Genomic DNA, 26,178 nt, shown 5'->3' on the forward strand with positions numbered 1-26,178 from the left:
TGATTCCGATCCTCGCGGTGATGACGTGGATCGCCCTGGCGACGGGCTGCCAGTCGACCGCCGATCAGACCGCAAGGCTCGACAGAACGCCGATTCCGTCGCGTGAGGTCCCCCGGCAGTGCCCGTTCGGTCACCATGCCGCGAAGGGAGTCGCTCACAGACTCCGCGCCTCTGCTGCTGTGATCGCATATGGAGGGCTACCGGCGATAAATTCAATGTCCGCGCGTGTTCCTAGTTGTTACCTTCAAATGATGCTGATCCGCTACCACGTCACCTCGGTGCTTAACCGTGCATCCATTTCGCGATATGGCTTGGACTGGACGCGAATGGGTGCTGCCCCCGGTATTGCAGGAAGCCGTGTGCCGGAGCAGGAGGGCTGCTTCCTCGCTGCCGACGAGTTCGAACGCGACTGGTTCGTGCGGATGAACAACACGGGCGGAGCAGTGGACGTGTGGGAGGTTTACAGCATCGATGCTGACGACCTGATCGAGTCTCCGGAGGGCCACTACTACTTCCCTGGTGTCGTCGCAACCTCCAATTTGCGGTTGGTGCAGCAAGATCTGCCGCCGGTTCGGCGGCACTGATCCGTGCTGTTGCCGTTCCCGGCGAAGGATCAGTCGAGGTCCACGCCGACAACGGCGCAATGATGTTGCGAGGTAGTCGCATTGGTGATCGGAACTCTTCGTGGGGCGAAGTGGCCCACGCGACGAACGGGGGTCGACTACGTCGATGGGTGGAATCAGGTGGATTCTCCCGATTGGTGATTGTCCCCACTCGGGCGACGCGGAGATGGGTCGATGACACCGTTGTTCGTCGCTCCGGGCATCCACCCATCTCTTGCCTTCGGGGGTGACGTGCGAGATTCAGAACTGAGATCAATCCGACTACCGGTCGCGTTCGCTCACCGTCACGGCGTCCCGTCACCCGATTGCCGGCGCTGTCGTCGTCCGCGGTCCTGCACGCCCAGGATCGCTGCCGCTGTGGACGCGATCGTTCGGTCGCGGTCGTGGGTCAGCCGGGTGAGTGCCCTTCGTGCCGCCGTACCGGGAATCTCGGCGAGGGCCTGGGTGATCCGCAGCCGCGTGGGCGAGTCATCGGTGTTGTCGAGCGTGTCCTGCAGGACCTCGACGAGGTCGTCGGCCCGGGGCGCGATGGTCGTCAGCTTGCCCAACACTTCGGCGGCTTCGACATCGCGTCGCCCCTCGATCACCATCTCGAGGAGGGCGGGTATCGAGTCGATGTTTCCGCGTGAGCCGAGAGCGAGGGCCGCATACCGGCGGACCGTGCCGTCCGAATCATCGAGAGCTCGTCTCAGATGTTCGGCAGCCTCCGTGGTGTGGATTGCAGCTATTGCGGCGGTGGCGCGACGCCGGACCTCGACCTCCTCCGCGTCGAGACTGCCGGCCAGGTCCGCGAGTCCCGGGCCGGCGACCCTCGCCAACGACCACTGCAGCGCGCCGGCCACATTCGGGTCGTCCTCCGCCAGGGTGGCCTCGACGAGCGCTTCGACGGGTAGCGACGCATTCGCATTCTGAGACAGGATCGCTTGTTGACGTCGGGCGGCGGATTCCGATTCGAGCGCGCGCAACAGAGCGACGATGCGCAGCACGTCTTCCCACCGCGCTGGAGAGGCGTCGTCGATGCGTTCGAGCTTGCCGAGGAGTTCCTCCTCGTCGGCGATCCGCCGGCGTGTGTGTCGGATGAGGGCTCCCACCAGATCGGCCGGTGCGAACTCGGGCTCGTCCAGGGCGCGTTTGGCCTCGTTCAACGACAATCCCAACGTCCTCAGGCTCTCGACGTGGAAGAGCCGTCGGATGTCGTCGGCGGAGTACTCGCGGTAGCCGCCGGACGTGCGATCCGTGGGCTTGACCAGTCCCACCGTGTCGTAGTGACGCAACATCCGCGTGCTGACACCGCAGCGCCGAGAGACCTCGCCGATCAACATTGCACCTCCTCCCGCTATAGGTCCGGACCGGCGACCGCGACGCGCTTCGCCAGCTCGAGCGAGCGAGTGAACCCGCTGTCGGGGTCGGAACAGAGCTGCTGTGTAGCAGCCGCATGCGCCCGAATGCGCGGATCGGGACTCATCCCGGCGGTGTCGAGGACCGGTAGGACCGCTTCCCCGAGTCCCACCAGCGCACGGCTCAGACTGAGCTGCGTGTGCTCGTCGCCCTGCCCGAGTTCGGTCGCCAGTTCGGCCGCGAGTGCAGCCTCGTCGCCGGGCGGCACGAGTGCCACTGCCGCCCGCCACGCGGTGCTCGTGACCTCGTCGTGCTCGTCGTGCAGCAGTGCCGACACCGCCGGCCAGGCAAGCCGGTCCCCGATCTTGGACAAGGTATGCAGCGACTCACTGCGGGCCTGCGCAGAGTCGGAGCCGAGCTCTCGGACCAGTCTCGGCACTGTGCTCGCGGTCGGTAGGCGGCACAATGCCCAGGTCAGCATGTCGCGGACGAAGAAGTCCGGTTCGACGGCACACCGATCGACGAGTGTCTCGATGAGATCAGGGTCGGGGTGCGTGCCGGCTGCGAGCGCCGCCTGCAGCCGGCACGACGGGTCGGCTGCGGCCAGAGCGTCGACGAGGTGAGCATCCGGCCCACTGTGGTTGGTTGTATTCACGACAACCACCTCCTTCGTCGACCATTCGAGTCCTTGTCACTGTGTCAGGGTCAAGCCTCGCTGTCAGTTCGCGTTGAATCATTCGCAGATGCGGTTGGGGGGAGGTGCGGCCCTGTTCCGGAATCCGGCGACGCCGATCACCGTCGCCTCACAGAAGTCCGCGCCTTCGCTGCACCCTGCCGGCTTCGGTCCGTGTGCCCTACTGCGGGCGGATCGGATTGCAGCCGACGCTGACGTAGGTGACGATCCCCTCCTGCAGTCCGCAGGTCGTGAAGGCGCCCGACGGGACGCCGACCTCCCACCACGGGGCGCCGATCCCGCCGACGCACGACCCGGTCGACGGTGTCCCGGTCGGCACCCACAGGCCGTCGCGGCGATAGCCCTGGATCCAGGGAATGTGCGTGACACCGCCGGGTCCGGGAATCGCCCGTGGCGTCAGGCCGAAGCACTCGACGGTCCCGATGTGGACGGCGGTCCTGCCGTCGGGAACGCCGTGCGCTGTGCAGTGCGAGGTACCGGATACGGGCGTGGTGGTGGTGTGACAGTCGGCTGAGGGTTCGGCCTGGGCGGGTGCGGCGCCCACCGCGACCATCGCGGCGGCGAGGGCGGACGATGCGGCCGCTCCGGCGAGGAACCTGCGGATCCTGTGGGTCATCGGATACTCCTTCGGGTCCGGCGGCCCGCCCCTGACGGTCGGGTCCACATGTAGCTTGTGTCGGTGCGGCACCGGATTCCGTTAGCCATACCGCGGCACGCCCGTGTTCGAGAGTGGTCGGCGCCCTCCGAAAGCTGATAGGAAGGTCTCGATCGAGGACCCCGATTACGTGCGTTGACCAGGCAGCGCGAACCCACAACTCACCCGAACGCCGCGCCACAGGGGTTGACCAAAGTCGTCTGCGGGGATTCATGCAGTCTGCCGATGGCCCTCTCAGTGTGTCGCCGCGTCGGACTGCATCGGAAGGCGAGCTGTGGGGAACCTACGAAAAAGGTACACGGGCAAGTGACGCACCCGGAGTGGTTCGCTCCACCGATCCCAGCCGGCGAAGCGTCCGGACTCGTTCCTGTTGCTGGGCAAACATATTCGGCGAAGTTGCAACGCTTTAGGCGGAGTCTGAACAACTTTCGGCGACGCCTGCACGGCACCGCCTGGGCCGAGCCGGTCGCGCTCCCCGCCTCCACCGCGTCGATACCCCTCGCCCATGCGCGCCGTGAGGCCGACCGCCGGCCGATACGGAGCCCCCAAGGCGCGCGCAGAAGCGATGGGAGTTTCCCCGTTAGGCGAGTTCTTTGACCCGGTGAACTTGAGTGACGAAAGTCTGCTCGAATTCGCCGAGGTCGGAGAGTTGGTCGACCTCGCCGCTCTCGGTGTCGGTGAGGGAGGCGACGACGTTGAGCTCACCGACGCGGGCGATCAGCATGACGGTGGCGGTCCGGTTCCCGTCCCCGTCGGTCGTCGTGACGGCCAGTCCTGCGGATTCGTCGGCGCTGCTCGGTGGAGGCTCGTAGGCCGAGGTCCGGGCCGTCGAAGTGACGCCGAGTGCGGAGACGGCGACGGTCGAACATTGTTCGAGGTGCTGTGGGATTGCGCCGACGTTCGCTGAGCCCTCGCCGACCACGATGGACAGAACGTACATGTTGCCGGTGTCAGCGTCCACCGCCCATCCACCGGTGAGGAGGGAGGTGGCGGGGTGGGTCTGCTCACCGGGGCTCATCGCCCCACATTCGGGGGGGCTGACCGCGATGTCCTCCATTGGTACTTCCACGTCAGGTATTTCGGCGCCTTCCACGTCGTCGGGTCGCTCGAGGAGAGCGGAATCGAACAGAACGTAGCCCGGTGGTAGGTCCTGCTGGGTGATCAGCACGCTGCTCGGTGGGGGTCGGCCGCCGCGGTCCCAGTTCCCCCGGCGAGCAGCACCCCCGCCGCCACGACACCGATCACCGCCCGCTGCCACAGCGAACGCTGTCGTGGAACCGATACCGGGTCGTTCATGATCTCGAACACTTCGTCAGGCCTCTCGTGCCGTTGGGGTTGGTCAGGACCCAGTGTTGTCGGCCAGAGCCGGCGAAACAGCCCCCATAGGGGTGGTTCGCCGCCACCCGGCAGCGGGCCGAGATGTGCTGGTGGCGGTGGGTGGGCCCGCGAGTGGGACGAGTTCGGGACCCATCCGGAATCGCCGTGACGGGGATGCCTCCCGCGGCGGGGTATGTCGCCGATAACGGGCACAACTGGGCCGTGATGCTCTCCCGGTTTCGAATAACAGACCGTGTGGGTGGGGTGGTGCCCTGCGGCGGTTGCGTCGATGCGTTCCTTCGGCGCGGTCGCGGGAGCATTTGGCCTCGCCAGCGTGATGGCCGGCCACAGGGCCGTATCGATTGCGGATCCAACCTTCGCCTTCGGCGCGCTTGCGGGTGCGGGGGACCTGGGGTGCCCGGTGCCCGCGACCGACTCGGACCCGTATGGGGCAAGCGAGAACCTCGAATCGTAGGGTTCCGTGTAGGCATCGCCGAACGTCGTTGCCCGGCACCGGCGATGCATCGGGTGGATCAGTTCTGCGGTCGCACTGAGGGCGTCAGAGCCAGACGCGACACCGCAGCACTTCCCGTAGAAAGTCCGCGTATCCGGTCCGGTACTCGTTGCCGGAATCCGCGATCGCGGAATAGGCGAGCGCCGGATCGTCGGCCGTCAGTGAGTCCGCTCAGTGGCGAGAGGCGCTCCTCAGCAACACCACCCGTGCGGGTCCCGCGGACCAGCGGGGTGGGGTGGTGACAAAACTGGGGTCAGGTGGTGCGGGGAGCGAGGATGTTGTTGGTGAGAGCGAGGGCGACGAGTCGGGTTCGCTTCTGATTTCGGGGGAGCTCGTCGATCTGGAATTTGGCGCAGAGGGCGCGCAGGTGGGTTTTGACTGTTTCGGGGCTCAGGTGCAGGGCGTCGGCTATTTGTTGATTCGACGCAGGGAAAGGATGGGTGGTGCCGTCGTGAAATGGCCGACACAGTTCGGTGAGGACGCTGTGTTGGGCGGGCGTCAGGTCGAGGGGGCCGTCGATGGTGTCGCCGATATTGGTGATGCCGCAGTTCGTCGCCGGCTCCCCGTGGTAGGTGAGGGTGTATTCGCCGATCTGGATGACATCTCCTGGGTACAGGGTCTGGCGTCCCCGTATCCGGGTGCCGCTGACGAAGGTGCCGTTGCGGGAAAGGCTTTCGTCGGTGATGGTCCAGTAGGTGCCGATGCGTTCGAGTGTGGCGTGTAGGCGGGAGATGTCGGGGTCGGTGGGCAGTGACAGGTCGGCGTAGGCGGAGCGGCCGATGACGATGGGGGAGCGGTCCGGGGTCAGGGTCAGCTCGTGGGCGTGTCCGCCGTGGGTGTAGGTCAGAGTCGGGTCTGTCACAGGGGGTGATCCTTTCGGTGTGGTTGGCGGTCGTGGTCGCGGGTGCCTGTGGGTGTTGTGTGTGCCGGTGCTTCCATCGTGGTGGACTGGCGCTGTTGGCGTTAGCCACCCTGGGGGTGGCTGTGGTCACCCCCAGGGCCTGTGCGCCTTTGCGTGTGTGGTTCCGGTTCGGTCAGCCGAAGGCGGAGGACAGGCACCAGGCGGTGAAGAGGCCGCCGAGGCAGAGCGACCGGGCCCGCGAGGATGCGGCGTGGGCGCCGTCGAGGCCGCCGTCGAGGCCGCCGCTGTACCAGCGGGGGAACACTTGCAGTGCGGCGCCGAACGCGTGGAAGGTCAGGGGCCAGAAGAACACCACGGCGGCGTCGGCCCACCCGACGTTGGAGGGCGGGGCGGAGACGACGGCGGGGTGTGCGGTGTGGTTAGTTCAGGCTGGGTCATGGGGTTCTCCTCAGAGTGTGTGGGTGTCGGTGTGGTTACCCGGTCCACTCTGGTTCACGCCGATCTCGACCCGCATCCCCTTCGGGTTGGGTGTGCTCCCACCCCGTGGTGGGTGCGGATACGCTCGGGGACTCCCATTTCGGCGGATGGGGGGGTGTGGCTGCGTTCACCCCCGAGGGGGATGAGACGTCCCCGCCCGGTCCGGCACCGTTAATGGCATCGAAAGCACCACCACCCCAATCACACCGGAGGAACACACCATGTCGAATACCACGAAGACCGCCAAGTCCACCCTGCGTGCCCTCGTCGTCAGCGCCGCCGCGGTGCCAATGCTGATCCTCGGTGCGGGTGCCGCGTCCGCCGCCCCGTTTCCGTTCGATGTTCCGATCAATATCGGTTTCGAGAACAACCAGCAGGGCGGCAATGGTGGCAACGGCACCGGCGGTAACGCCGGCAACGGCAACGCCAACACCGGCGGCAAGGGAACCGGCGGTGCGGGCGGCAACGTCGGCGGCGGCGGAATCAACATCGGTTTCGAGAACAACCAGCAGGGCGGTAATGGTGGCAACGGCACCGGCGGTAACGCCGGCAACGGCAACGCCAACACCGGCGGCAACGGAACCGGCGGTGCGGGCGGCGGCGTCGGTACCAGGTAGCGCGCCATGTCGAACAGGACCACGATCGGTGCGATCGTTACATGTGCCGCGGCGGCGGTCCTCGCCTGTGGGTGCGGGGGCGCCGCCGGGTCGGACGGCCCGATTCTCGGCCGGACCGCGGTTGCCGGAGTTGCTGTCCCGCACACCTCGGGCGCCGGGGACTGTCAGCCGGGTGCGCCCGGGAGCGGCGGCCAGGGCGGGGACGGCGGTGACTGCACGGGCGGGTCCGCCGGTAACGGTGTCGGCAATCGCGGCGGCAGCGGCATCGGTGGCGCCGGCGGTAACGCCGGATAACCGGCCGGGGTGAACAATGGGAGGAGTAGATAACCCTCCCTACCGTTCACCACCACTGCCGACGACCGGTGTCACCTGGCCGCTGTGGCCCGAGGGCGCACCGGTCGTCGCAGCGTCCGTCCGCCGGACGAACAGCGGTCGGCGGACGGCGTTCCGGTACCGAGACACCGATGTCACTTCCACTGTTGTTCTTGGTCTTGGTTTTTCGTCATGTTCGGGCGGGGTCGGAGTTGCGAGATAAGCCGGTCGACCTTGCGGCGGTGATGGTCGAACGCGAGCGGTAGTGCATGAGCCAGATCATCGCGGCGGCGATCAGTGTGATCAGGCGCATCCGGCCGATTGTGGCGCGTTTGTCGGCAAAGAGCGGCCCCCACACGTGTGTGGGCGTATCGAGCGGCACGGGCTTCTTCTTCAGTGCAGTGTCGACGGCGCGTTGCATGGGGATGCGTTGGAACATCTGACTCCTCGGGCCGGTCGTGGGAACATCGACAATTCTCGGTTCGCGCCACCGCCGCGAACCTCCCCTTCGGGTCCGGGAGGTACCACCTACCCGACCTGGCTCCGTGCCGCCCCAGGATCGCGGGTGCGGGGTCGTGCGCGGGGTTTACGTGGAGGTCGTGGGTGCGTTTCACTGAGGGAGGTCGAGAGGTGGTGAATGCGGTGTGAGCGACGCTCTGGCCCCTGGCGTGACGGTCGCGGGCTACACGGTCGTGCGTGTTCTGGGCCGGGGTGGGATGGGGACTGTGTATCTTGCCCGGCATCCGACGTTGCGCCGGAAGGTGGCCCTGAAGGTTCTCGATTCGTCGTGGCTCGAGAACGATTACGTGCGCAGTCGCTTCGAGTCCGAAGCCGACCATGCGGCGCTGCTCGACCATCCCAATGTTGTAACCGTCTATGACCGAGGCCGGGTCGGGGACCGGTTGTGGATCGCGATGCAGTACGTTCCGGGCATGGACGCCAGGACGGCGGTGGCGTCCGGGCCCATGGAGATCGGCCGCGCGGTGCACATCGTCACCGAGACTGGACGGGCACTGGACCACGCGCACCGGGCGGGGATCGTGCATCGTGATGTGAAGCCGGCGAACATTCTATTGACCTCCGACGATCCCGAACGGGTGTTGCTGACCGACTTCGGTACCGCCCGGGCGCTCGATGACACCGCGCACTTGACGAAGACGGGGATGCTGGTGGCGACTTTGCACTACGCCGCCCCGGAGCAGATCACCGGTGGGAATCTGGACCATCGGGTGGATGTGTATGCCCTCGGATGTACGCTTTTTCATTTGTTGACCGGCGCCCCACCGTATGGCGGGGGATCGGCGCCGACGGTCATGCACGGTCACCTGCACGGGCCGATTCCGCGACCGAGCGCACTGCGTCCGGGCCTGCCCGTCGGCTTCGACCTGGTGGTGCGTCGTGCGATGGCGAAGAACCGCGACGATCGCTACCCGTCCTGCCGGGATCTGAGCGACGCCGCTCACGCCGCCGCGGGCGGTGTGGCCGAAGTCGATACTCGGCCCGCGGTGGCAGCCCTCGGTCGGCCCGTGCCGCCCGGAATGCCCACCGCACCGGCTGACACGACGGATTCGCCGGGGGCCGAGGGTGTGGTCGAGAAGGACGCCGCACCGGGAGAGGGTGGTCGGCCGCCGCGGTGGCGTCGGCGATCGGTGCTCATGGCAACGCTGCTTGCAGTGATGGTCGCGGCGGTGGCGGCAGCCGTGTACATCCTGTGGCCGACGTCCCCGAGGGGCAGTGCACAGACTGTGCTGCCGTTCAGCGATCTCGACGAACCGTACGGGGTGGCAGTCGACGGTGACGGGAACGTCTACGTCAGCGATTACGCACGCAACCAGGTGGTGATGTACGAACCGGGATCTGACACCCAGAGGACTCTGCCTTTCACCGGGCTCTCCCGTCCGATGGGCATCGCGGTGAGCGCCGAGGACACTGTTTACGTCGCGGACTCGGCGAACAACCGCATCGTCGCCCTCGCGCCAGGTACCTCAACACAATGGGACCTCCCGTTCACCGGCTTGAACGTGCCGATCGCGGTGGCGGTGCGCGGCTACGGGGACCTCTATGCGGCCGATGTCCTCAACAACCGTGTGGTGGTGCTGCCGCACGCCTCGACCACCCCGACGGTGGTTCCGTTTCCTGTCGTGATCGGCCCGTACGCGGTGGCGGTCAACGATCGGGGCGATGTGTATGTGACCACGGCGAACAGCGCCGTCAGTGTGCTGAGCGCCGCCACGAACACCGTGTCGATTCTGCCGTTCGACGACGTCGAGGGGGCAGACGGCATCGCGCTCGGCCCCGAGGGCGAGGTGTATGTCGCCGATAACGGGCACAACCAGGTCCTGATGCTGCCGACCGGGTCCGAAGAACAGACCGTCCTGCCGTTCACCGGGCTCAGCTCGCCGGTGGGCATCGCGCTCGGGCCACACCGTGAGGTGTATGTCGTCGACGTCGAGAACAAGCGCGTCGTCATGCTGCCCTCGCAGAAATGATCCTTCCTTGCCCATTTCTGTTTCTGGGCAAGGAAATTTGTCTTTCTGCTGCGGTCCCCGCGCGGATCCAAACGGGTCGAAACCGGGCCGTAGGTCTTCCTGGGAGTCAGCACGCTGCTCGGTGGGGTCGGCCGCCGCGATCCCGGTTCCGCCGGCGTTTTCCCCGCAATGGACAGGGAGCTCCGTATTGTCGACGGTGGCGGTCGACGCGGATCGCTGTTGGTTCACGGCAAGGAGTCGACGATGTTGCTGCGCATCCCCGGGGTGTATCCGCCGCAGGAAGATACTTGGCTTCTCGCAGACGTTCTCGACCGTCACGATGTCGGGCCTGGAATGAAAGTTCTCGACTTGTGTACCGGCACGGGCGTACTCGCGCTGCGAGCAGCGCAGGCCGGCGCCGATTCCGTGACGGCGGTCGATGTCTCGCGCAGGGCACTGCTCACCGCGTGGACCAACGCGAGGCTCCGCGGCCACCGCATTCGGGTGGTGCGCAGCGACCTCGTGGCAGAGGTGCGCGACGAACGGTTCGACCTCGTGGTGACGAACCCGCCGTATGTGCCGGCCGTCGACGACACACTGCCCGACACCGGCATCGCCCGGGCCTGGGACGCGGGCAAGGACGGGCGCGCCCTTCTCGATCGGATCTGCGTCGAGGGCCCCGATGTACTCGGCGACCGCGGCACACTGCTTCTCGCGCAATCCGCGCTGAGCGGCGTGGAGAAGACGCAGACGATGCTCGAGGAACAGGGCCTGTCGGTCGATGTCGTGGCCCGCACCGAAATCCCGTTCGGGCGGGTCCTCGCCGCGCGGCGTGCCCTGTTCGAGTCCAGGGGTCTCATCGCGGCCGGGCAGCGCAACGAGGAACTGGTGGTCATCCGGGCCGTGCGGTAACCGCGGACCGAGTCCGCGGCGGTGCTCGGTCACCTCGTCGAGGCCGTTGTGGTAGCCGGGTGTGCTCGCCTCACCGTTCCTGTGGGTGCACCCCTGTGCGGGAATGGTGACACGACAATCCTTCAGGTCCTGAACAGGGGAGGGCCCGTGCGGCGAGGAAAGTCTTGACACCGAAGTACCCTTCCTCCTGCCGGAGTACGCAGGCCCCGGGCGCCGGAATTCCTACCGGTCGGTACCGTGTTGGGGGCCACCTCGCGCCGTCGGTCGGTTGAATATTGCACTCCCTGGGTACGCTGCCGGAAGTCGAAGAAACCGACGACAGACGTGGAGTGCAGATGGCCGAGGTCGGCGAGGTTAGGCAAATGAAAACGAGATCGGGTGTGCCCGTGGTTCTCCGTGTAGCGGCGGAGTTCGAACAGTTGCCCGTGGTGCGTGCGGTTGCAGAAACCCTCGCCGTCCTCGGGGACTTCACCCTCGACGACGTGGCCGATGTCAAACTCGCAGTCGACGAGGTGTGCTCGGAATTGATCGCCGCGGCGCAGCCGAGTTCCGAGTTGACGTGTTCGTTCGCGGTGGCGGAGAACGCTTTGCACGTCACTATCGGTGGGTTCCTCACCCGGGCGGGTGTGCCCAACCGGGAGAGCTTCGGCTGGCACGTACTGGAAACGTTGATGGACACGGTGTCGGTGGCCGAGGGGACAGGTGATGCGGCGACCGGTGTGCGCAATGTCACCGTCGACCTCGTCAAACACCGGGGCACCCTCTAGTGTCGCCCGTCTCGGAACGCAGCGAGCGGCGCCGTCCCGGCAGAGACGATTACAAGGACGTGGCGCCGACGCTTGCGCGTCTCGGGGCGCTCGAGGGGTCGTCCGTCGAGGCGTCCAGATTGCGCGACGAGGTCATCACGCGGTGCCTGCCGCTTGCCGATCACATCGCCCGCCGGTTCGGTGGCCGCGGTGAGGCACACGAGGACCTGTTGCAGGTCGCCCGCCTCGGTTTGGTGAAGGCGGTCGACCGTTTCGACCCGGACCGCGGTTACGACTTCGTCTCGTACGCCGTGCCCACGATCATGGGGGAGGTGCGGCGCTACTTCCGCGACGTCGGGTGGTCCATGCGTGTGCCCCGCCGGATGCAGGAGATGCACGCCCTGATCACCAAAGCGGTCGACGAATTGTCCCAGGATCTGGGTCGCGCCCCGTCCGCCAGTGAAATCGCGGCCGAGCTGGACCTGGACGTACGTGAGGTGTCGGAGGGGCTACTCGCGAAGAACGCGTATCAAACCTTGTCGATGGATGCGACCATGGGTGACGATCCTGATGATCTTCCGCTCGCCGAGACGCTCGGCGAGGAGGACCCCGAGCTGGCCAATGTGGAAAGTCATGCGGCCGTGCGGCCGGCGCTCGAGAAGTTGCCCCCGCTCGAGCGCCGCGTGCTGATGTTGCGGTTCTTCGGGTCGATGACACAGACCGAGATCGCACAGCGGGTGGGCGTCTCGCAGATGCAGGTGTCCCGGATCCTCGCCCGGACGCTGGCCGGTCTACGGGAGCAGTTGGGGGAGGGCTGAAGCTCGACCCTAACCCCCGAGGGACGCCACCGTCGATTCGAGTTCGGCGGCGTGAAATTCGAGGTCACTCTCGCTGTACTCCCGGTCCTTCGGAAGCTGATCCCGCAGTTCGTCCCGCGTGACGATGACGAACGGCTGGGCCTCGCCCTCGAGTTCCATGGAGCCGACGACCCTGGGAGTGCCGCCGACGAGAATCAGGGCGGCGTCGGGCAGTGACGAGTCGAGCAGGTCGGTCAAAAGTTTCACCGTCACGTGGGTGTTCATAGTCGCCTTCCTCCGTTTGGACAATCGTTCCCACCCCCTGCATACCCGGCGGCTCCGGCGACGAATCTCCCGTTTCCGGACAGGTAGATGAGGGAACGCTCCGGCGTATGGGCAAGAACATTTTCATTCTCGGCCTGACTGACCTTCAACGCGAAGAACTCAGCACCGTCCGCAATGCGGAATCATTCCGATTTCACGGTGTGCTCGACTACCAGACCCTAGTTGCCGCGGACGAGTACGTGTTCGACGATCTGCTCACCACGTGTCGAACAGAACTCGACGCGTTTCCGGGAACGGTGGACGCGATCATCGCGCACTGGGATTTCCCCACGAGCGTCCTGGCACCCATCCTGGCCGCCGAGCGAGGAATTCCGTCACCTCCGCTGCACAGCGTGCTCGCTTGCGAGCACAAGTACTGGAGTCGGCTCGCGCAGCAGGAATCCGTCCCCGACAGCGTGCCTCGGTTCGCCTCCTTCGACCCGTTCGACGACAACGCCCTCGACTCCATCGGTCTCGACTTCCCGTTTTGGGTGAAGCCGGTGAAGTCGCATTCCTCCCAACTCGGGTTCGAAATCGGTGATGCGGAGGCATTCCGGGAGGCGGTTGCGGAAATACGCGAGAGGATCGGGCTCGTCGGTGATGCGTTCGACGAAGCGCTCCGGCGAGTGGACCTCCCGCGGGCGGTGCAGGGGGTGTCGGGCACGACGTGCCTCGCCGAACAGGTCGTCACCGGAACCCAGGCAGCCCCGGAGGGCACGATGTTCCACGGTGAGTTCTCCGTGCACGGTGTCTTCGACATGCACAAGGATGCCGCCGGACACAGTTTCGACCGGCTGGACTATCCGGCGAGCACGGTGCCACCCGTGGTGCAGCAACGAATGATCGACACCACCGAGCGGTATATGCGGCACGTCGGATTCGACAACGGCTGCTTCAACTCCGAGTTCATGTGGGACGAAAAGGAGGACAGGCTCTGGTTGATCGAGGTGAACACCCGAATCTCCCAGTCGCACAGTGACTTGTTCGCCAAGGTGGACGGTATTTCGAATCATGAGGTGGCCATCGACATCGCCCTCGGTACGCGACCGCGCATGCGGCGGCGGCAAGGCAGATATGGGGTCGCCGCGAAGTGCATCATCCCGCATTACGAGGACGGCATCGTGACGAAGGTACCGAGCAGCGAGGACATTGCCCGCGTGCAAAAGGCGGTGCCCGACACGAAAATCCTCATCGATGTCCGGCGTGGTGACCGGTTGGCGGACCTGCCGAATCAGAACGCCTATCGCTACGTCCTCGGGTCCATGTACATCGGCGCCGACGACACCGCCCAACTCGAGAAACACGTCGACCGGGCCCTCGCCGGTCTGCCGTTCGAGTTCGAGCCGGTCCCTGACCAGCACTGAGAGGACGGTCTTTTCATGCAGACGGTCACCGCGTTCCCCCGTGAAGTCCGCGTCATCGAGAACACGTTTGTCACCATGACGGACGGGACCCGGCTCGCCGCGCGCATGTGGTTGCCGGCCGGTGCGGACACCGACCCAGTTCCGGCCGTGCTCGAATACTTGCCGTACCGCAAACGCGACTCCACCCGTGGACGTGACGCCCTGAATCACCCTTACATCGCCGGACACGGGTACGCCTGTGTGCGCGTCGACATGCGCGGCAGCGGCGACTCCGACGGCGTCCTGCAGGACGAGTACCTCCCCGCCGAACACGACGACGCCTACGAGGTAATCGCCTGGCTGGCCGAACAACCGTGGTGCGATGGAAACGTGGGGATGATGGGTATCTCGTGGGGCGGATTCAACAGCCTGCAGGTCGCCTCGCAGCGCCCACCCGCCCTCAAGGCGATCATCAGCGCATCGGCCACCGAGGACCTCTACGTCGACAACATGCACTACATGGGCGGGTGCCTGCTCTCCGACAACCTGTCTGAGGCCACCGTGATGTTCGCCTTCAACAGCTTGCCCCCGGACCCGGCGATCGTCGGAGACACCTGGCGCGAGATGTGGCTGGAGCGACTCCGGGGCAGTGGACTGTGGATCGAGAACTGGCTCGAACATCAGCACCGCGACGACTACTGGAAACGAGCCTCCGTCAACGAGGACTACAGCGCTGTGCGTTGCCCGGTTCTCGCGGTCGGCGGCTGGGCGGACGGGTACACCAACGCGATCTTCCGCCTGATGGAAAACCTCGACGTCCCGCGTAAGGGGCTGATCGGGCCGTGGGGCCACAAATACCCCCATCTCGGCGTGCCCGGTCCGGCGATCGACTTCCTCACCGAAGTCGTCCGCTGGTGGGATCACTGGCTCAAGGGGATCGACAACGGAGTCATGGACGAGCCGATGGTGCGGGCGTGGATGCAGAACAGCGTGGAACCGAACCCCACCTACGCGCAGCGGCCGGGCCGTTGGGTCGCCGAACCGTCCTGGCCGTCCCCGAACCTCGAGCAGCGCCGGTACACCTTCGGCCGGCACATTCTCACGGAGACCCGCGCGGCCGCCCGGGAGGACGACGAACCTCGCCCCCTGTTCCTCCAGTCGCCGATGAGCGTGGGCATGTTCGCCGGTAAGTGGGCGTCGTATGCGGCCACCCCCGACCTGCCGTCGGATCAGCGCGAGGAGGACGGCGGCGCGCTCGTATTCGAAACCGAGTCGCTCGACGAGACGCTCGAAATTCTGGGTTTGCCGGAGGTCGACATCGAGGTGTCGTCGGACACCCCGGTCGCGATGCTCGCCGCCCGCCTCTCCGATGTGGCACCGAACGGTGAGGCCACCCGGGCCACTTACGGTGTTCTGAACCTCACGCATCGGGACGGCAGCGAACATCCGACCCCTCTCACGGTGGGACGGAAATACCGGATCCGGTTGCAGCTCAATGGCGCAGCCCAAGTGTTTCCGGCCGGGCACCGAGTGCGGCTGTCACTGTCCACTTCGTATTTTCCGTTGGCGTGGCCACCACCGGAACCGGTGACCCTGACCGTGTCCACCGGCGGAACACTCACCCTGCCCGTCCGCCCGCCCCGCGACGAGGACGACGCCCGGTTGCGCGATCTCGGGCAACCGCGGGCCGCCGAGAAGCTGGCGGTGACCCGGCTCCGTCAGGGCGAGCACCACTGGCGCACGATCCGCGACCTCGAGAGCAGCACCTCGACGCTCGAGATCGTCGACGACCAGGGATCGTTCCGCATCGATGAGATCGGGACCGTCGTCAGCAGGGCCACGCGGGAGTGGTTCAGCTTCCGCGGCAACGACGTCAACTCCGCGCGCGGGGAAACGCAGACCGTGCGCCGATACGAGCGCGACGATTGGCGGACCGAGGTCCGCACACGCACGATCCTGACGTCGACGGCCACGGAGTTCGTGATCACCGCGGAACTCGACGCCTACGAACTCGACGCCGCGCACGGAGACCGGCGGGTCCATTCGCAGAACTGGCACCGACGGATCCCGCGTCAGCTGGTGTGACGGTGCGGCCTCACAAGCCGCCAAGGGGGCTGAGACGCGCTGTTTCGGTGACCAGCAGCCCCGGAGGAGGGGCCGTGCGGCGGACTCTGCCTGCCGTCGCCGATCCAGTGACCGTTCTCGCCGGTAGTGACAACCGGCGGGTTCGCTGACCCGGGCGGGCGCCGCGTCCACTGTGGGTATCGGTGGGCAGGCCCGCATCCGCGGTCGAGTAAAGTCATCTCGACGGTAGAGACAGCTGCTGCGTTCGTTCAGTGGGTGTCCCGTTCGGTTACACCCGGGATTTGAGGTGTATCCGAGAATGGTCGAGACTGCAGGTGAGTTCCCCGGGTCGATGCCCCATGCCCTCGACAGCGCCGCAGTCGCGGCTCAATTAGGTTCATTGGCAACGGCTTTGGATGAGTTCAACAGGAACTCTGGGTCTGACGTGGAGATGGACCGTCTCCTGAGACGTGTCTGCGAGCGAGTGGTCGATGCGATCGGTGACGCCGATATGGCGGGAATATCACTCGAGCGGGACGCAGAGGTGGTCACCGTCGCCTCGACTGATGAAGCGGTACGCACCATCAACCCCCGGCACCTGCCGCAGCACTCGTCACCCGGTCCAATCGGCGGGGCCTCCGCCGGGCGCGTGGCAACCAGGAAGGTCGTGCGGTTCCGGCTCGTCGACGCGGCGGTGCGGTGGCCCTCCCTGGCCAAGGACCTCGAGCAGACCGGGATGCGCAGTGTCCTGTCGGCAGCCCTCACGGTCGACGAGAGCGTGGCTGGCACCCTCGATCTCTACGGCCGCGGAGACCACGGCTTCAGCGACCTCGACGCCGTCGTCCTGCTCGTATACACCACGGCCATCGAGGGGCTCCTCGAGAGCGCACGCCGCGTGACCCTGGCCAGAAACGAGGTCACCGGCCTGACGAAGGCGATGGAGTCGCGCGCCGTCATCGAGCAGGCCAAGGGAATCGTGATGGCACTACAAGGCGTCTCCGCCGATCAAGCCTTCGAGATCCTCGTGGTGCAGTCCCAGCAGGAACATCTCAAACTCGCGGAGGTGGCGCGTCGTATCGTCGAATCGGTGACCACTCCGGTCGGATGAGATCACCGCTGCACCCACCGTGACTGCGTCGCGTCGTATTCGATCAATCCGAGAGTCTCGAACGCGTCCAGCCATCCGCGCATCGGCCACCACCCCCACCTCCGGTGGAACAGGTGGGCGTTGGCCAGAATGTCGCACAAGTGTTCGACGGGCGGATCGGACACCGGATGGTGCTGGTGGAACGCGTCCGCGCCGCCCACCCACCGCAGACCGATCCCGGTCTCGGCCGCGGAACACGCGAAATCAGTGTCCTCGCCCCCGTATCCGCTGTACTCGGTGCAGAAGCCGCCGATGTGGTGCCAGGTCTCGCGGCTCACGGCAAACGACAGGGACCAGAAGAGGGTGAAGTCGGTTCCGGTCAGGACTGTTCCGTCTTCGGGTGCCGGGCGGGCGGGATGCGGGTTCCGCAGCTCGGCGAGCCGGTCGAGGTCGTAGCCACCCGGTCCGAGCGGTGGCAGGTACGTGACCGGCCCGCACAGTAGAGCGGCGTGGTTGCGCGGATGGTCGGCAGCCACTCGATACCTTCGGAGAAGCGCCGGACCGGCGAGGCAGTCGACGTCGAGGAAGACGATCAGATCCGCCCCGGCCGACAGGGCAGCGTCGGCGCCGAGATTGCGGGCCGCGGCGAGGGGGAGAGGTCCTTGGTCGTATTCGCACCACACACTGCGGGCGTCACCACATTCCGACACCACCTCGGTGGTCCTGCGGTCGCCGATCGCGACGACGACGTGATCGTCCACACGGTCCGTCATCTGCCCGACGGAACGCAGATGCTCCCGAAGGTGACGTTCGCGCTGGGCGGCGATCGTCACAACCGCCGTCTTCATCGCAGTCCCTCCGCACGCTTGGCCACACTGTCGATGACCGCGGCGGCGCGTGCTGCAGCACCGGAGGTCTGCCACCGAACCCAACGTTCGCCGCCCAGCGCGAGCGCGCGGTCGACGAGTCGCGGCCACTGCGACGTCTCCGGCCAGCGGGGTATCGACACGGCGAGCCCCGCCTTGCCGAGTGCCCGTGCGGTCCCCACCTGCTCGTCGAATGGTCGCGGTTGGCCGATGATGATCGCCGGGCGACGCGCAGCGGCGATGTCGGCCACCGCATTCTGCCCGGCGTGCGAGACGACCACGTCGCATCCGCACAACGGCGGCCACGGATCCTCCGCCCACGGCGCCCCCGGGAGACCGAGCGCCTGCCACCGGTAGTTCCGGTGCTCGTGTGCACAGTGCCGGACGTCGTCCATCGTCAGCGACGTTCCGCCCGCGCCGCTGAGTACGAGGATGCGGGTCCGTTCGGACTGTTCGGGTGGGGTGACCGAACGTTCCTCGAATCGGCTGATTCCGCCCACGAAGGTGGTCTTGTGGGCGAATTCGCGCAACCACTCCGGGTCGTACAGAGCTTGCGGCCATGCGGCGATGATGTGGTCGGCCAGTTGATAACCGAGATGGTGCGGCGCGTCGGTGCGTTCGCCGGGCATGGCGATCACCACGACCGGGACACCGAGTAACCGCACGAGGGCCGCGATCTCGACCGACACGTCCACCACCACCAGATCGGGGCGGGTCGAGTCGATCCAGGAGACGATCCTCGCCATCCGTGTCCGCAGCCCGGTGTCGTGTGTGGGCGCCCAGTGCAACGCGCCGTCTGCGGTGGGGTTGACGGGGTCGCCGCCGCGGTCGTCACGGGCCAGCGAAATGCTATCGGCGAAACGCGCCGCAGGGGGTGGGGGTGCCGAGGACAGGGTGGTGACCGGCGAGTGCAACTGCGCGGAGATACTCGATGCCCGCATCCGGTGACCATGGCCGTGATGGTGAATGTAGTAGCCGATCACGGTGCAGCCTTCCCCTGAGCCCGGGACCGGGTGTGGCCCCGGGTCAGTCGGCGGTAAAGGGCGACGTACGTGTCGACCATTCGGCGCTCGGAGCAGCGTTCCCTCGCGTGGGCGCGCGCCGCCGTACGCGACAGCCCGACGACGGCGGGAATCGCCCGGACAAGGGCATCGGCATCACCGGCTGCCACCAGCCTTCCGCAGGCGGGGGTGAGCACCTCGGGGATGCCGCCGCGTGCGAACGCCGCCACCGGCGTTCCACACGCCAACGATTCCGCGACCACCAGCCCGTACGGCTCGTCCCACAGAGGAGTCACCAGTGTCGCGGCGGCGCCGCCGATCGCCGCCGCCAGTTCCCGCTGTCCCAGATGCCCCAGGTAGGTGACCTCCGGTCCCAGTTCGGGCCGGATCATCCGCTCGAAATACTCGACATCACTGATCGGTCCCGCGAGCACGATCGGGAATCCGGCACGCCGTGCGGCGTCCACGGCGACATGCGCACCCTTTTCGGGCACGAGCCGGCCGAACCAGATGAGGTGCGGTCCACCGCGCCCTTCGGGCCAACTGCCCAGGTCGACGCCGTTCGGCACCACCTGGATGTCGTCGACGGCGTGCCGCCACGCGGCTGCAGTGTGTCTGCTCACCGCCACGAAATGCGCCCCGGCGCCCAAGCGCACCGCGATCGCCGACTCCAGCCAAGGAGTGGGCGGGGTGTGCAGTGTCGACAACACGGGTACGGGAACGGCGGAGGCCATGGCGACCGGAAGGTAGTGCAGGCTGTGGTTGTGCACCACGTCGAACGACTCGGCGAGCGGGCCGGACAGGTCGAGCATCAATTGCAGGTAGGCGTGATGCTCCTGCATGAACCACATCGACGGCATCGAAACGTCCTGCTGCGCAGCCTGGCTGATACCCAGGCTACGTACCTGCAGGTGAGCGCACCCCAGTGCGCGGTCCGAGCCCGGGCCCGCGAACAAGGTGACGTGATGACCGTCGTCGCTCAGGGTGCGGGCGAGACACCAGACGTGAGATTCGAGGCCACCGGGGAACGGCTGGCGGATAGGGTAGCGACTCGATGCGATGAGGGCGATCCGAAGCGAGGCTGCGGTCACGGCAACCCCCGCCAGGAGAGCGCCCGCTCGTAGAGGTCGTAGTGCGCCCGTGCCAGGTAACGCCGCTCCTGCTCGCGTTCACCCCAGGTGGCCCGCGTGTTCGACCGACCGCGCAGGCTCCGAATGCAGCGCTCGAGCGACGCGGCGTCGAAGAAGTCCTCGTCGAAATCGTAGGTCCCGCAGTTCTTCTGCTGGGCATAGAAACCGCACGACGGCGCGGCCACCGCGGTGCCGAGGTCATAGCAGGCCTCGAGCCAGCCGGAGTGGGTGCCGAAACGATACGGCAGCACGGACACCGACAGGGACGACAGATAATCCCACAACTCCTCGTCGGAGAAGTACGGGTGAACCCGCAGGTCGGCGCACTCGGAATCGGCATAGCCCAACAGCCGGGCTCCGGCGTCCGGGGCGTACCAATGGTTGTCCGGGTCGAAAATCTCGTCGTGGACGTCGATCTGCAGTCGCGCCCCGTCCAACGCCGACACGGTCCGGACGAGGGTGTCGAGCACCGGGAACGGATCCATGTTCGCTCGCAGGCTCTTGACGTGGACACCGACGACGAAACACCCTGGATCGGACCGGGGTTGTTGGACGAGGGCCCGCTCGACGACGTGCGGATGGGGAAGCACGGTAGGGGTCCGGGCCCAGTTCGACTCGATCACCGCGGCCGCACCGGGGGTGAGGGTGACCAGTTCGGTGGCGGCGGGCACCAGCACGTCCAAAGCTTCGAGATGGGGCTCGGGGTCCGGATGATGCGGGTTACGCAGATCGTGGACCGTGTACACCAACGGTTTCCGCCAGGACGAGAGTTCGTGCACGATGTCCTTCATCAACGCCGGGTCGATGGCGTCGAAGCCGAAATGGATGTGAAAGACGTCGAAACTCCGATGGTTCTCGCTGATCCACTCGGGGTCGAGCATCAACGGGGGCCACCACCCACCGGGTACCGTGCGTCCGTCTGCCGGCACGGGATCAGGGAGACGAACAACGCGGTCGGGGCCGTCCGGATCCGCGAGATGGCGAACGTACACGTGAGACGCCGGTACTGAGGCGACCCGAATCACTATCTACTCCTTCGTCCGTGGGCGAGCCGTCATCACGGTTCGGCGCCGTGTCGGCGCGGGGGGATCATGGTGGCGAGAGCGCACCCAGGAACGACTCGGCCCATCGATGCACATCGTGCTCGACAACCTGCTCGTGCAGTCTCGTCATGCGCCGCCGCCCCTGGTCGGGGTCCTGCTCGAGGGCTTCGATGATCGTGTTCTTCATGCCGTCCAGGTCGTGTGGGTTGACCAGGTAGGCGCCGCGCAGTTCCGCGGCGGCTCCCGCGAACTCGCTGAGCACCAGCGCACCGCCGAAGTCGGTGCGGCAAGCCGCATACTCCTTGGCCACCAAATTCATTCCGTCCCGCATCGGCGTAACGAGCATGACGTCCGCGGCCAGGTAGAGCGCGATCAGCTCGCGGCGGTCCACTGGCTGATAGAGGTAATGCACTACGGGCTTGCCGATCTGCCCGTGATCGCCGTTGATGTGGCTGACCTGTTCTTCGATAGCGCTGCGCATCTTCACGTAGTGCTCGACGCGTTCGCGGCTCGGCGTCGCCAGTTGCACCATCACGGTGTCGGACGGATCGAGACGACCCTCGTCGAGAAGTTCACCGAGGGCTTCGAGTCGCAAATCGATGCCCTTGGTGTAGTCGAGGCGGTCCACCCCGAGCAGAACCCTCCGCGGGTTCCCCAGCTCGCGGCGGATCTCGGCGGCCCGCGCGACGACGGCCGGAGCCGTCGCCTCGTCGATCAGTTGCCGGGCGTCGACGGAGATAGGGAAGGCACCCACTCGCACGACCCGGTCCTCGAGCCGCACCTCGCCGAGCGCGCTGCGGACCCCGACCCCCGCCGTCGTGGTATCCAGCCCGAGCAGCCTGCTGGCGAGAAAGAGGAAGTTGTTGGCGCCGCCGGGGAGATGGAACCCGATCAGATCCGCCCCGAGCAGGCCCTGCACGATCTCCTTGCGCCAGGGCAACTGCATGAACAATTCGACCGGCGGGAACGGGATGTGCAGGAAGAAACCGATGGTCAGGTCGGGACGCATCTCACGCAGCAGTCGCGGTACGAGCTGCAATTGGTAATCCTGCACCCACACCGTCGCACCCTCGGCCGCCGTCCGGGCCGCCTCCTCGGCGAAGTGACGGTTGACGTCCACATAGGTATGCCACCAGCCTCTGTCGAACACCGGCGCGACCAGCACGTCATGGTAGAGCGGCCAGAGGGTGGCGTTCGAGAATCCCTCGTAGTAGTGCGTCACCTCGCCCGAACTGAGCTCGACGGGATACAGATGCAATTTCCCCGACACGATAGGTTCGACCTTGGTGTCGGGGACGCCAGGCCAGCCCACCCACGAGCCGCTGTGCCGGTCGAGGATCGGCTCGAGGGCCGTGACCAGTCCTCCCGGGCTCCGCTTCCATCGGGTGGTGCCGTCGTCGAGTGTCTCGAGGTCTACGGGGAGCCGGTTCGCCACGACGACGAAATCGGATGTTCCGTGCGGCGCTTCGTCGTTCACGCAGAGATCCCGTGGGTCGGGAGCCCCTCTGCGACAAGTCTGCACGCCTCGTCGAGGGAGGTCGAATACGGCACTACCGCATCCATCTTCATTGCAGTCAGGGGCCGGCGCACCGCCGTGTTTCCGGTGACCGCCCAGGGCAGCCCGAGCCTACGCGCGCGGCCGGCGATGATCTCGAGTACCGAAAGAGCTGACGCGCAGAAGAACTGGACATGCGACAGGTCCAGGACGAACGGCCGTCGTTCGTTGACCGCCTCGTCCAGGTGACTGCCGAAGAGGGGAACGGTAGTGACGTCGATGTCACCGGAGATACGGACGACGAGGATGCCGGCGGCGGAAGGGGTGCAATCGAAAGTGAGCTTGCCGTGCTCGGGTTCGGTGTCCCAGCTGAAAAGCATGGTGTTTTCTGTGGAATCGCGGTGTCCCGAATGTGCACTGAGAACAGATTTCATAACGGACTCCTCACGGTCGTAGCGACGAGGGAGACAGGCACGGGAACGGTGTGCGAACCCAGCCCGTCCTTTGCGGCTGGGGGCTCAACCGTGCAGGACACTGACGTTACCCCATCCTGTCAACTTCGGCCTCACCTCCTCACGGACGTGGAGCAGGTTTCCGTGATCTCGGCGCGGTGCATAGGTTCCGGGCGGCCGGGTAACCGGGAGAAATGGAGCTCATTGCACTCGTGATACTTGTTGCCGTCGTATTGTTCGTCGTCGCACGTCAGCGTGCGAAGAAGCGGAACCAGGGCTGAAGATTTCTTGAACTCGCCGCACAGGCGGGACGGGCCGGTCGCTACGTTGACGTCATCAATCGAGACTGGCTGTGGTGATGTCATGCTCCGCCCCCAGCTGTGCGGACCAGTCGGTACTATTTCGATCTTCCTCGCAGATATCACGAATGTCACCCATGGTTTGCTGCTCTACTCCCGGCTCAGGTTCCTTACCGAGTTACGCTTGGATCAGTGGGCCGCAGCGAACATCGAATCGTTCGCGCACAGTGTCCAGGGTCTGCCGGAGGTGCTCGCGTCCGCGGCGGTGGGTGAGCATGAACCGCGTTGTTCCGATCATGCGGCGTGGCGGCGGGTACCAGCGATCGAGATCGAGTCCGCAATCGAGGAACACTTTGTTCGGGACGGTGTCGACGATGAGGCTGAGGTTGTGCATGGCTAGCGATGCGAGCGTGTACGGAAATGCCGCATTCGACTTCTTCCGTAGATCTGGCGCGTCGAGTTCATATAGTGGGACGTCCCTGATCTTGTCCAAGAACAGTAGGTGGGTCAAGAAGTAACCCACGTACGACGTCAGATGGAGTGTGGCAGAGCGCGGTTGCACCGAGATGACCGCACCGCTGGCGGAAACATAGGGCTCGTAGGGGTGGTCCCCGCGCAGCATGTATCCGGTGCAGTTCACTATCCAGCTGCCCGGTTGAATCGTCTTCGCTGATCCGCTGCGGAACACCAAGTCGGTCTCGCCGTTGCGGTCGACGGCATCAACGACGTGATCCATGATCACCTCGTTCAGGCCGGCGGCAATCCTGTTATTCTCTGCTTCGGACAGCAATCCCAGCAGGTAGTTGCTTGCAGTGGGGGTCAACCAGGTGCCGTACGTAGCGCGTAACCAGGTCGCGACATCGGTCTCGTTGGTCCCGTCGAAGCGCCGACCCAGTTCCATGAAGATGCCGGTCACCAGTGTGCCGCCCCACCATCGTCGGCCGCCAGCAGGGAACAAGCGGTCGCGGTTCGCAAAAAACGTGCCTGAACCTGCCACTAGGTTCACTTCCCGACCGGGGTATTCCGTGACCAGCGCGTGAGCGGTATCCATCGCGGTCTTTCCGCCACCCACGATCCACACAGGGTCGTCGCTCGCCCGCATCTCGTCCCCGCGCATGTCGCAGTAGTCCGGTGACACCGACACGACACGTGCGCTGGAGATCTCGAGTGGGCGGTTGGGCACTACATCGAATCCGCTGGCTTTGATCAGTCGCTTCGCCTCGACAACCATGAGTCGGCCGTCCGACGACCTGCAGGTGAGGCGCACGATCCCGTCGGCCTCGTCATGTGACTCGAGCGCCCAGCCGAAGTACTCGTCCACGTGCACTCGTTGCTTGACAACGTCGAGGCAGTGTTCGAAGTGGGTGAGCACCTCGTCCTTTGTTGCCAGGTAGGAGCGATCCTGGCCGAGAGTCCACTTGATGTTGCCGGCGGTGAACAGTTCATGCGGTTGGTGCAGTCGTACATATTCATAGGTGTCGACCCACATGCCGCCGGGACGATCGCGGCGATCGACCAGGACGATTTTCTGCGAGCGAGACAAGTACCGACTGGCGACGAATAGGGCATTGACTCCGGCGATGCCAGCTCCGACGATGCAGACGTCGCACCGCTCTACCCGGACGGACGTCTCGGCTGACGTATCTGTCACCGCAAACTCCTGAGGAGACTCTTTAGTTACCAGTGAGACCGGGCTGTGGTGATGTCATGCTCCGCCTCGTCTTGGTTGCGACCAGTTGGTCTATATCGATCTTCCTCGCAGCCCGCACGAATGTCACCGACGGTTTGCTGCACTAAGCGCACGTCCGGAGCGATCTGCCCTCGTCCAAAGGCGATCGGCCACTCGGACGATACGGATCTTTGCGGTATGTGCTCGATCGACGGACGACTTCCGAACTCTGACCGAGAACCCGCCAGCGAGGCCAGGATCAGGGACCGTCCGCGGATAGTGCGCAGGGTTCGTCCCATTCCCGTGTACTGCTTGTTCAATCCTCCGACGGCGCGCGTCGAGGCGCACCGGTACCGCAAGCACCTCGGACGCTGCGGCGACTGCACGCCACAGCGAGCGCCGTCGCCGCTCGTTGACGACCTACCCATCACCGCCACCGATCGTCTGTCGGTTCCAGCCTGCGAGTCAATCGACCGTACGGGGCGTCACCGCAGCAACGGGGCGCGTCGCGCGAACGGGTTTGGCCCGCGCTGTCCGGGGCATAGCTAGAACAGTGGGTCCGTAGAGGACCCACGCTTCAGCGTTGTCGAGGAGGAATCATGGGTACCGAACCAGGCGAGCAGCTTCAGGAAGAGCCGCAAGCTGCACGGGGTCCCGCGGGCTCACGCGACTCGGGTCCGGACGAAGCCGGGGCCGGTCCGTCGGACCGCAAGTCGGGATCACTGGACCAGGAGGAAGTGGCCACGACGGGAGAGGCGGGCACCGACCCCGGCCGGGAACACGTCGCCGGTCCCGCAGGCGGCTCCACACCGCCGGGGAACGCCCAGGCGGCGACACCTCCGTACGACGGCCGCACCACAAGCACCGCCGAGGGCCGTCCGGAGCACGACGAGCACGTCGACGCGAACCGGCTCCAGGACAAGGACCCCGACGACACCGCCCGCGGAGCGGTAGCCTCGCCGTCAGAGGAAAAGCCGGCGGCGGATACCGAGCAGACGGAGTCGAGCGACGAGGGAGTGGGACCTGCGCACGAAACTGGTGTCGGTAAGGGCGAAGACAAGAAGTGAGCCGGG

General features: G+C 66.0%; 27 protein-coding genes. 11 read left to right on the forward strand and 16 right to left on the reverse strand.

Annotated elements, in window-relative coordinates; genetic code table 11:
* Positions 1–359 precede the first annotated feature (359 nt).
* A complete protein-coding gene (locus NOF53_RS04415; RefSeq protein WP_255965881.1) occupies positions 360–584 on the forward strand; it encodes a hypothetical protein in 225 nt (74 codons plus the stop codon).
* Between the two features lie 323 nt (positions 585–907).
* On the opposite strand, the gene NOF53_RS04420 is transcribed toward NOF53_RS04415, so the two are convergent.
* The 7 genes from NOF53_RS04420 to NOF53_RS04450 form a co-directional block, all read right to left on the reverse strand.
* Positions 908–1,945, reverse strand: a complete 1,038-nt coding sequence (locus NOF53_RS04420) for a MerR family transcriptional regulator (RefSeq protein WP_255965882.1) — start codon at positions 1,943–1,945, stop codon at positions 908–910.
* Positions 1,946–1,959: 14 nt separating this feature from the next.
* The gene (locus NOF53_RS04425; RefSeq protein WP_255965883.1) at positions 1,960–2,625 is read right to left on the reverse strand and encodes a HEAT repeat domain-containing protein; all 666 of its coding nucleotides are present in this window, start codon (positions 2,623–2,625) and stop codon (positions 1,960–1,962) included.
* Between the two features lie 190 nt (positions 2,626–2,815).
* A complete protein-coding gene (locus NOF53_RS04430; RefSeq protein WP_255965884.1) occupies positions 2,816–3,271 on the reverse strand; it encodes a hypothetical protein in 456 nt (151 codons plus the stop codon).
* Between the two features lie 619 nt (positions 3,272–3,890).
* Positions 3,891–4,478 (reverse strand): hypothetical protein, encoded by a 588-nt coding sequence (locus NOF53_RS04435; RefSeq protein WP_255965885.1) that lies wholly within the window; start codon positions 4,476–4,478, stop codon positions 3,891–3,893.
* Positions 4,472–4,606 (reverse strand): hypothetical protein, encoded by a 135-nt coding sequence (locus NOF53_RS04440; RefSeq protein WP_255965887.1) that lies wholly within the window; start codon positions 4,604–4,606, stop codon positions 4,472–4,474. Before NOF53_RS04440 ends, NOF53_RS04435 begins: the two co-directional genes overlap by 7 nt.
* Positions 4,607–5,394: 788 nt before the next feature.
* Positions 5,395–6,003 (reverse strand): FHA domain-containing protein, encoded by a 609-nt coding sequence (locus NOF53_RS04445; protein WP_255965888.1) that lies wholly within the window; start codon positions 6,001–6,003, stop codon positions 5,395–5,397.
* 172 nt (positions 6,004–6,175) lie between these two features.
* Positions 6,176–6,355: a hypothetical protein gene (locus tag NOF53_RS04450; protein WP_255965890.1), complete on the reverse strand. Its 180-nt coding sequence runs from the start codon at positions 6,353–6,355 to the stop codon at positions 6,176–6,178.
* 346 nt (positions 6,356–6,701) lie between these two features.
* On the opposite strand from NOF53_RS04450, the gene NOF53_RS04455 reads away from it, so the two are divergent.
* Positions 6,702–7,097 carry a hypothetical protein gene (locus tag NOF53_RS04455; RefSeq protein WP_255966273.1) on the forward strand — a complete coding sequence of 132 codons (396 nt, stop codon included), beginning with the start codon at positions 6,702–6,704 and terminating at the stop codon, positions 7,095–7,097.
* Positions 7,098–7,103: 6 nt separating this feature from the next.
* Positions 7,104–7,391, forward strand: a complete 288-nt coding sequence (locus NOF53_RS04460) for a hypothetical protein (protein WP_255965892.1) — start codon at positions 7,104–7,106, stop codon at positions 7,389–7,391.
* Positions 7,392–7,599: 208 nt separating this feature from the next.
* Here NOF53_RS04460 and NOF53_RS04465 read toward each other — a convergent pair whose 3' ends face one another.
* Positions 7,600–7,848 (reverse strand): hypothetical protein, encoded by a 249-nt coding sequence (locus tag NOF53_RS04465; RefSeq protein WP_255965894.1) that lies wholly within the window; start codon positions 7,846–7,848, stop codon positions 7,600–7,602.
* A gap of 205 nt (positions 7,849–8,053) precedes the next feature.
* Between NOF53_RS04465 and NOF53_RS04470 the strand changes: the two genes are divergently transcribed.
* The 4 genes from NOF53_RS04470 to NOF53_RS04485 all read left to right on the forward strand — a co-directional run bounded on the left by NOF53_RS04470 (position 8,054) and on the right by NOF53_RS04485 (position 12,353).
* The gene (locus tag NOF53_RS04470; protein ID WP_255965896.1) at positions 8,054–9,898 is read left to right on the forward strand and encodes a serine/threonine-protein kinase PknD; all 1,845 of its coding nucleotides are present in this window, start codon (positions 8,054–8,056) and stop codon (positions 9,896–9,898) included.
* A 243-nt stretch (positions 9,899–10,141) separates the two neighbouring features.
* Entirely contained in the window at positions 10,142–10,789 is a 648-nt protein-coding gene (locus tag NOF53_RS04475) for a HemK2/MTQ2 family protein methyltransferase (RefSeq protein WP_255965898.1), read from the forward strand.
* A gap of 335 nt (positions 10,790–11,124) precedes the next feature.
* Positions 11,125–11,556 (forward strand): ATP-binding protein, encoded by a 432-nt coding sequence (locus NOF53_RS04480; protein WP_255965900.1) that lies wholly within the window; start codon positions 11,125–11,127, stop codon positions 11,554–11,556.
* On the forward strand, positions 11,556–12,353 hold the full coding sequence (locus NOF53_RS04485) for a SigB/SigF/SigG family RNA polymerase sigma factor (protein WP_255965902.1): 798 nt from the start codon (positions 11,556–11,558) through the stop codon (positions 12,351–12,353). Before NOF53_RS04480 ends, NOF53_RS04485 begins: the two co-directional genes overlap by 1 nt.
* Positions 12,354–12,362: 9 nt before the next feature.
* On the opposite strand, the gene NOF53_RS04490 is transcribed toward NOF53_RS04485, so the two are convergent.
* Positions 12,363–12,617 carry a hypothetical protein gene (locus NOF53_RS04490; RefSeq protein ID WP_255965903.1) on the reverse strand — a complete coding sequence of 85 codons (255 nt, stop codon included), beginning with the start codon at positions 12,615–12,617 and terminating at the stop codon, positions 12,363–12,365.
* Between the two features lie 107 nt (positions 12,618–12,724).
* On the opposite strand from NOF53_RS04490, the gene NOF53_RS04495 reads away from it, so the two are divergent.
* From NOF53_RS04495 to NOF53_RS04505, 3 genes are all read left to right on the forward strand, one after another.
* Positions 12,725–14,020: an ATP-grasp domain-containing protein gene (locus NOF53_RS04495; RefSeq protein ID WP_255965905.1), complete on the forward strand. Its 1,296-nt coding sequence runs from the start codon at positions 12,725–12,727 to the stop codon at positions 14,018–14,020.
* Between the two features lie 15 nt (positions 14,021–14,035).
* Positions 14,036–16,084, forward strand: a complete 2,049-nt coding sequence (locus NOF53_RS04500; protein ID WP_255965907.1) for a CocE/NonD family hydrolase — start codon at positions 14,036–14,038, stop codon at positions 16,082–16,084.
* Between the two features lie 298 nt (positions 16,085–16,382).
* Positions 16,383–17,171 carry an ANTAR domain-containing protein gene (locus NOF53_RS04505; protein ID WP_374212564.1) on the forward strand — a complete coding sequence of 263 codons (789 nt, stop codon included), beginning with the start codon at positions 16,383–16,385 and terminating at the stop codon, positions 17,169–17,171.
* A 2-nt stretch (positions 17,172–17,173) separates the two neighbouring features.
* On the opposite strand, the gene NOF53_RS04510 is transcribed toward NOF53_RS04505, so the two are convergent.
* The 7 genes from NOF53_RS04510 to NOF53_RS04540 all read right to left on the reverse strand — a co-directional run bounded on the left by NOF53_RS04510 (position 17,174) and on the right by NOF53_RS04540 (position 25,087).
* Entirely contained in the window at positions 17,174–17,998 is an 825-nt protein-coding gene (locus NOF53_RS04510) for a glycosyltransferase family 2 protein (protein ID WP_255965911.1), read from the reverse strand.
* Positions 17,995–18,999 carry a glycosyltransferase gene (locus NOF53_RS04515; protein ID WP_255965912.1) on the reverse strand — a complete coding sequence of 335 codons (1,005 nt, stop codon included), beginning with the start codon at positions 18,997–18,999 and terminating at the stop codon, positions 17,995–17,997. The genes NOF53_RS04510 and NOF53_RS04515 overlap by 4 nt, the downstream gene beginning before the upstream one ends.
* The gene (locus tag NOF53_RS04520; RefSeq protein WP_374212569.1) at positions 18,996–20,123 is read right to left on the reverse strand and encodes a glycosyltransferase; all 1,128 of its coding nucleotides are present in this window, start codon (positions 20,121–20,123) and stop codon (positions 18,996–18,998) included. The genes NOF53_RS04515 and NOF53_RS04520 overlap by 4 nt, the downstream gene beginning before the upstream one ends.
* Entirely contained in the window at positions 20,105–21,172 is a 1,068-nt protein-coding gene (locus NOF53_RS04525; protein ID WP_255965916.1) for a glycosyltransferase family protein, read from the reverse strand. The genes NOF53_RS04520 and NOF53_RS04525 overlap by 19 nt, the downstream gene beginning before the upstream one ends.
* Positions 21,173–21,236: 64 nt before the next feature.
* Positions 21,237–22,667: an alpha,alpha-trehalose-phosphate synthase (UDP-forming) gene (locus NOF53_RS04530; RefSeq protein WP_255965918.1), complete on the reverse strand. Its 1,431-nt coding sequence runs from the start codon at positions 22,665–22,667 to the stop codon at positions 21,237–21,239.
* A complete protein-coding gene (locus NOF53_RS04535; RefSeq protein WP_255965919.1) occupies positions 22,664–23,119 on the reverse strand; it encodes an STAS domain-containing protein in 456 nt (151 codons plus the stop codon). Before NOF53_RS04535 ends, NOF53_RS04530 begins: the two co-directional genes overlap by 4 nt.
* 495 nt (positions 23,120–23,614) lie before the next feature.
* Entirely contained in the window at positions 23,615–25,087 is a 1,473-nt protein-coding gene (locus tag NOF53_RS04540; RefSeq protein WP_255965921.1) for an FAD-dependent oxidoreductase, read from the reverse strand.
* Between the two features lie 617 nt (positions 25,088–25,704).
* On the opposite strand from NOF53_RS04540, the gene NOF53_RS04545 reads away from it, so the two are divergent.
* A complete protein-coding gene (locus NOF53_RS04545) occupies positions 25,705–26,172 on the forward strand; it encodes a hypothetical protein (RefSeq protein WP_255965923.1) in 468 nt (155 codons plus the stop codon).
* Positions 26,173–26,178: the final 6 nt, after the last annotated feature.

The organism is Rhodococcus tibetensis, assembly GCF_024438035.1.
GTDB classification, from domain to species: domain Bacteria; phylum Actinomycetota; class Actinomycetes; order Mycobacteriales; family Mycobacteriaceae; genus Rhodococcus_F; species Rhodococcus_F tibetensis.

Bases quoted from the DNA above. Each gene is read 5' to 3' on its own strand.
- NOF53_RS04505 (WP_374212564.1), top strand. From the start codon at position 16,383: ATGGTCGAGACTGCAGGTGAGTTCCCCGGGTCGATGCCCCATGCCCTC.
- NOF53_RS04510 (WP_255965911.1), bottom strand. From the start codon at position 17,998: ATGAAGACGGCGGTTGTGACGATCGCCGCCCAGCGCGAACGTCACCTT.
- NOF53_RS04465 (WP_255965894.1), bottom strand. From the start codon at position 7,848: ATGTTCCAACGCATCCCCATGCAACGCGCCGTCGACACTGCACTGAAG.
- NOF53_RS04440 (WP_255965887.1), bottom strand. From the start codon at position 4,606: ATGAACGACCCGGTATCGGTTCCACGACAGCGTTCGCTGTGGCAGCGG.
- NOF53_RS04500 (WP_255965907.1), top strand. From the start codon at position 14,036: ATGCAGACGGTCACCGCGTTCCCCCGTGAAGTCCGCGTCATCGAGAAC.
- NOF53_RS04480 (WP_255965900.1), top strand. From the start codon at position 11,125: ATGGCCGAGGTCGGCGAGGTTAGGCAAATGAAAACGAGATCGGGTGTG.
- NOF53_RS04495 (WP_255965905.1), top strand. From the start codon at position 12,725: ATGGGCAAGAACATTTTCATTCTCGGCCTGACTGACCTTCAACGCGAA.
- NOF53_RS04455 (WP_255966273.1), top strand. From the start codon at position 6,702: ATGTCGAATACCACGAAGACCGCCAAGTCCACCCTGCGTGCCCTCGTC.
- NOF53_RS04430 (WP_255965884.1), bottom strand. From the start codon at position 3,271: ATGACCCACAGGATCCGCAGGTTCCTCGCCGGAGCGGCCGCATCGTCC.
- NOF53_RS04490 (WP_255965903.1), bottom strand. From the start codon at position 12,617: ATGAACACCCACGTGACGGTGAAACTTTTGACCGACCTGCTCGACTCG.
- NOF53_RS04535 (WP_255965919.1), bottom strand. From the start codon at position 23,119: ATGAAATCTGTTCTCAGTGCACATTCGGGACACCGCGATTCCACAGAA.
- NOF53_RS04545 (WP_255965923.1), top strand. From the start codon at position 25,705: ATGGGTACCGAACCAGGCGAGCAGCTTCAGGAAGAGCCGCAAGCTGCA.
- NOF53_RS04475 (WP_255965898.1), top strand. From the start codon at position 10,142: ATGTTGCTGCGCATCCCCGGGGTGTATCCGCCGCAGGAAGATACTTGG.
- NOF53_RS04460 (WP_255965892.1), top strand. From the start codon at position 7,104: ATGTCGAACAGGACCACGATCGGTGCGATCGTTACATGTGCCGCGGCG.
- NOF53_RS04420 (WP_255965882.1), bottom strand. From the start codon at position 1,945: ATGTTGATCGGCGAGGTCTCTCGGCGCTGCGGTGTCAGCACGCGGATG.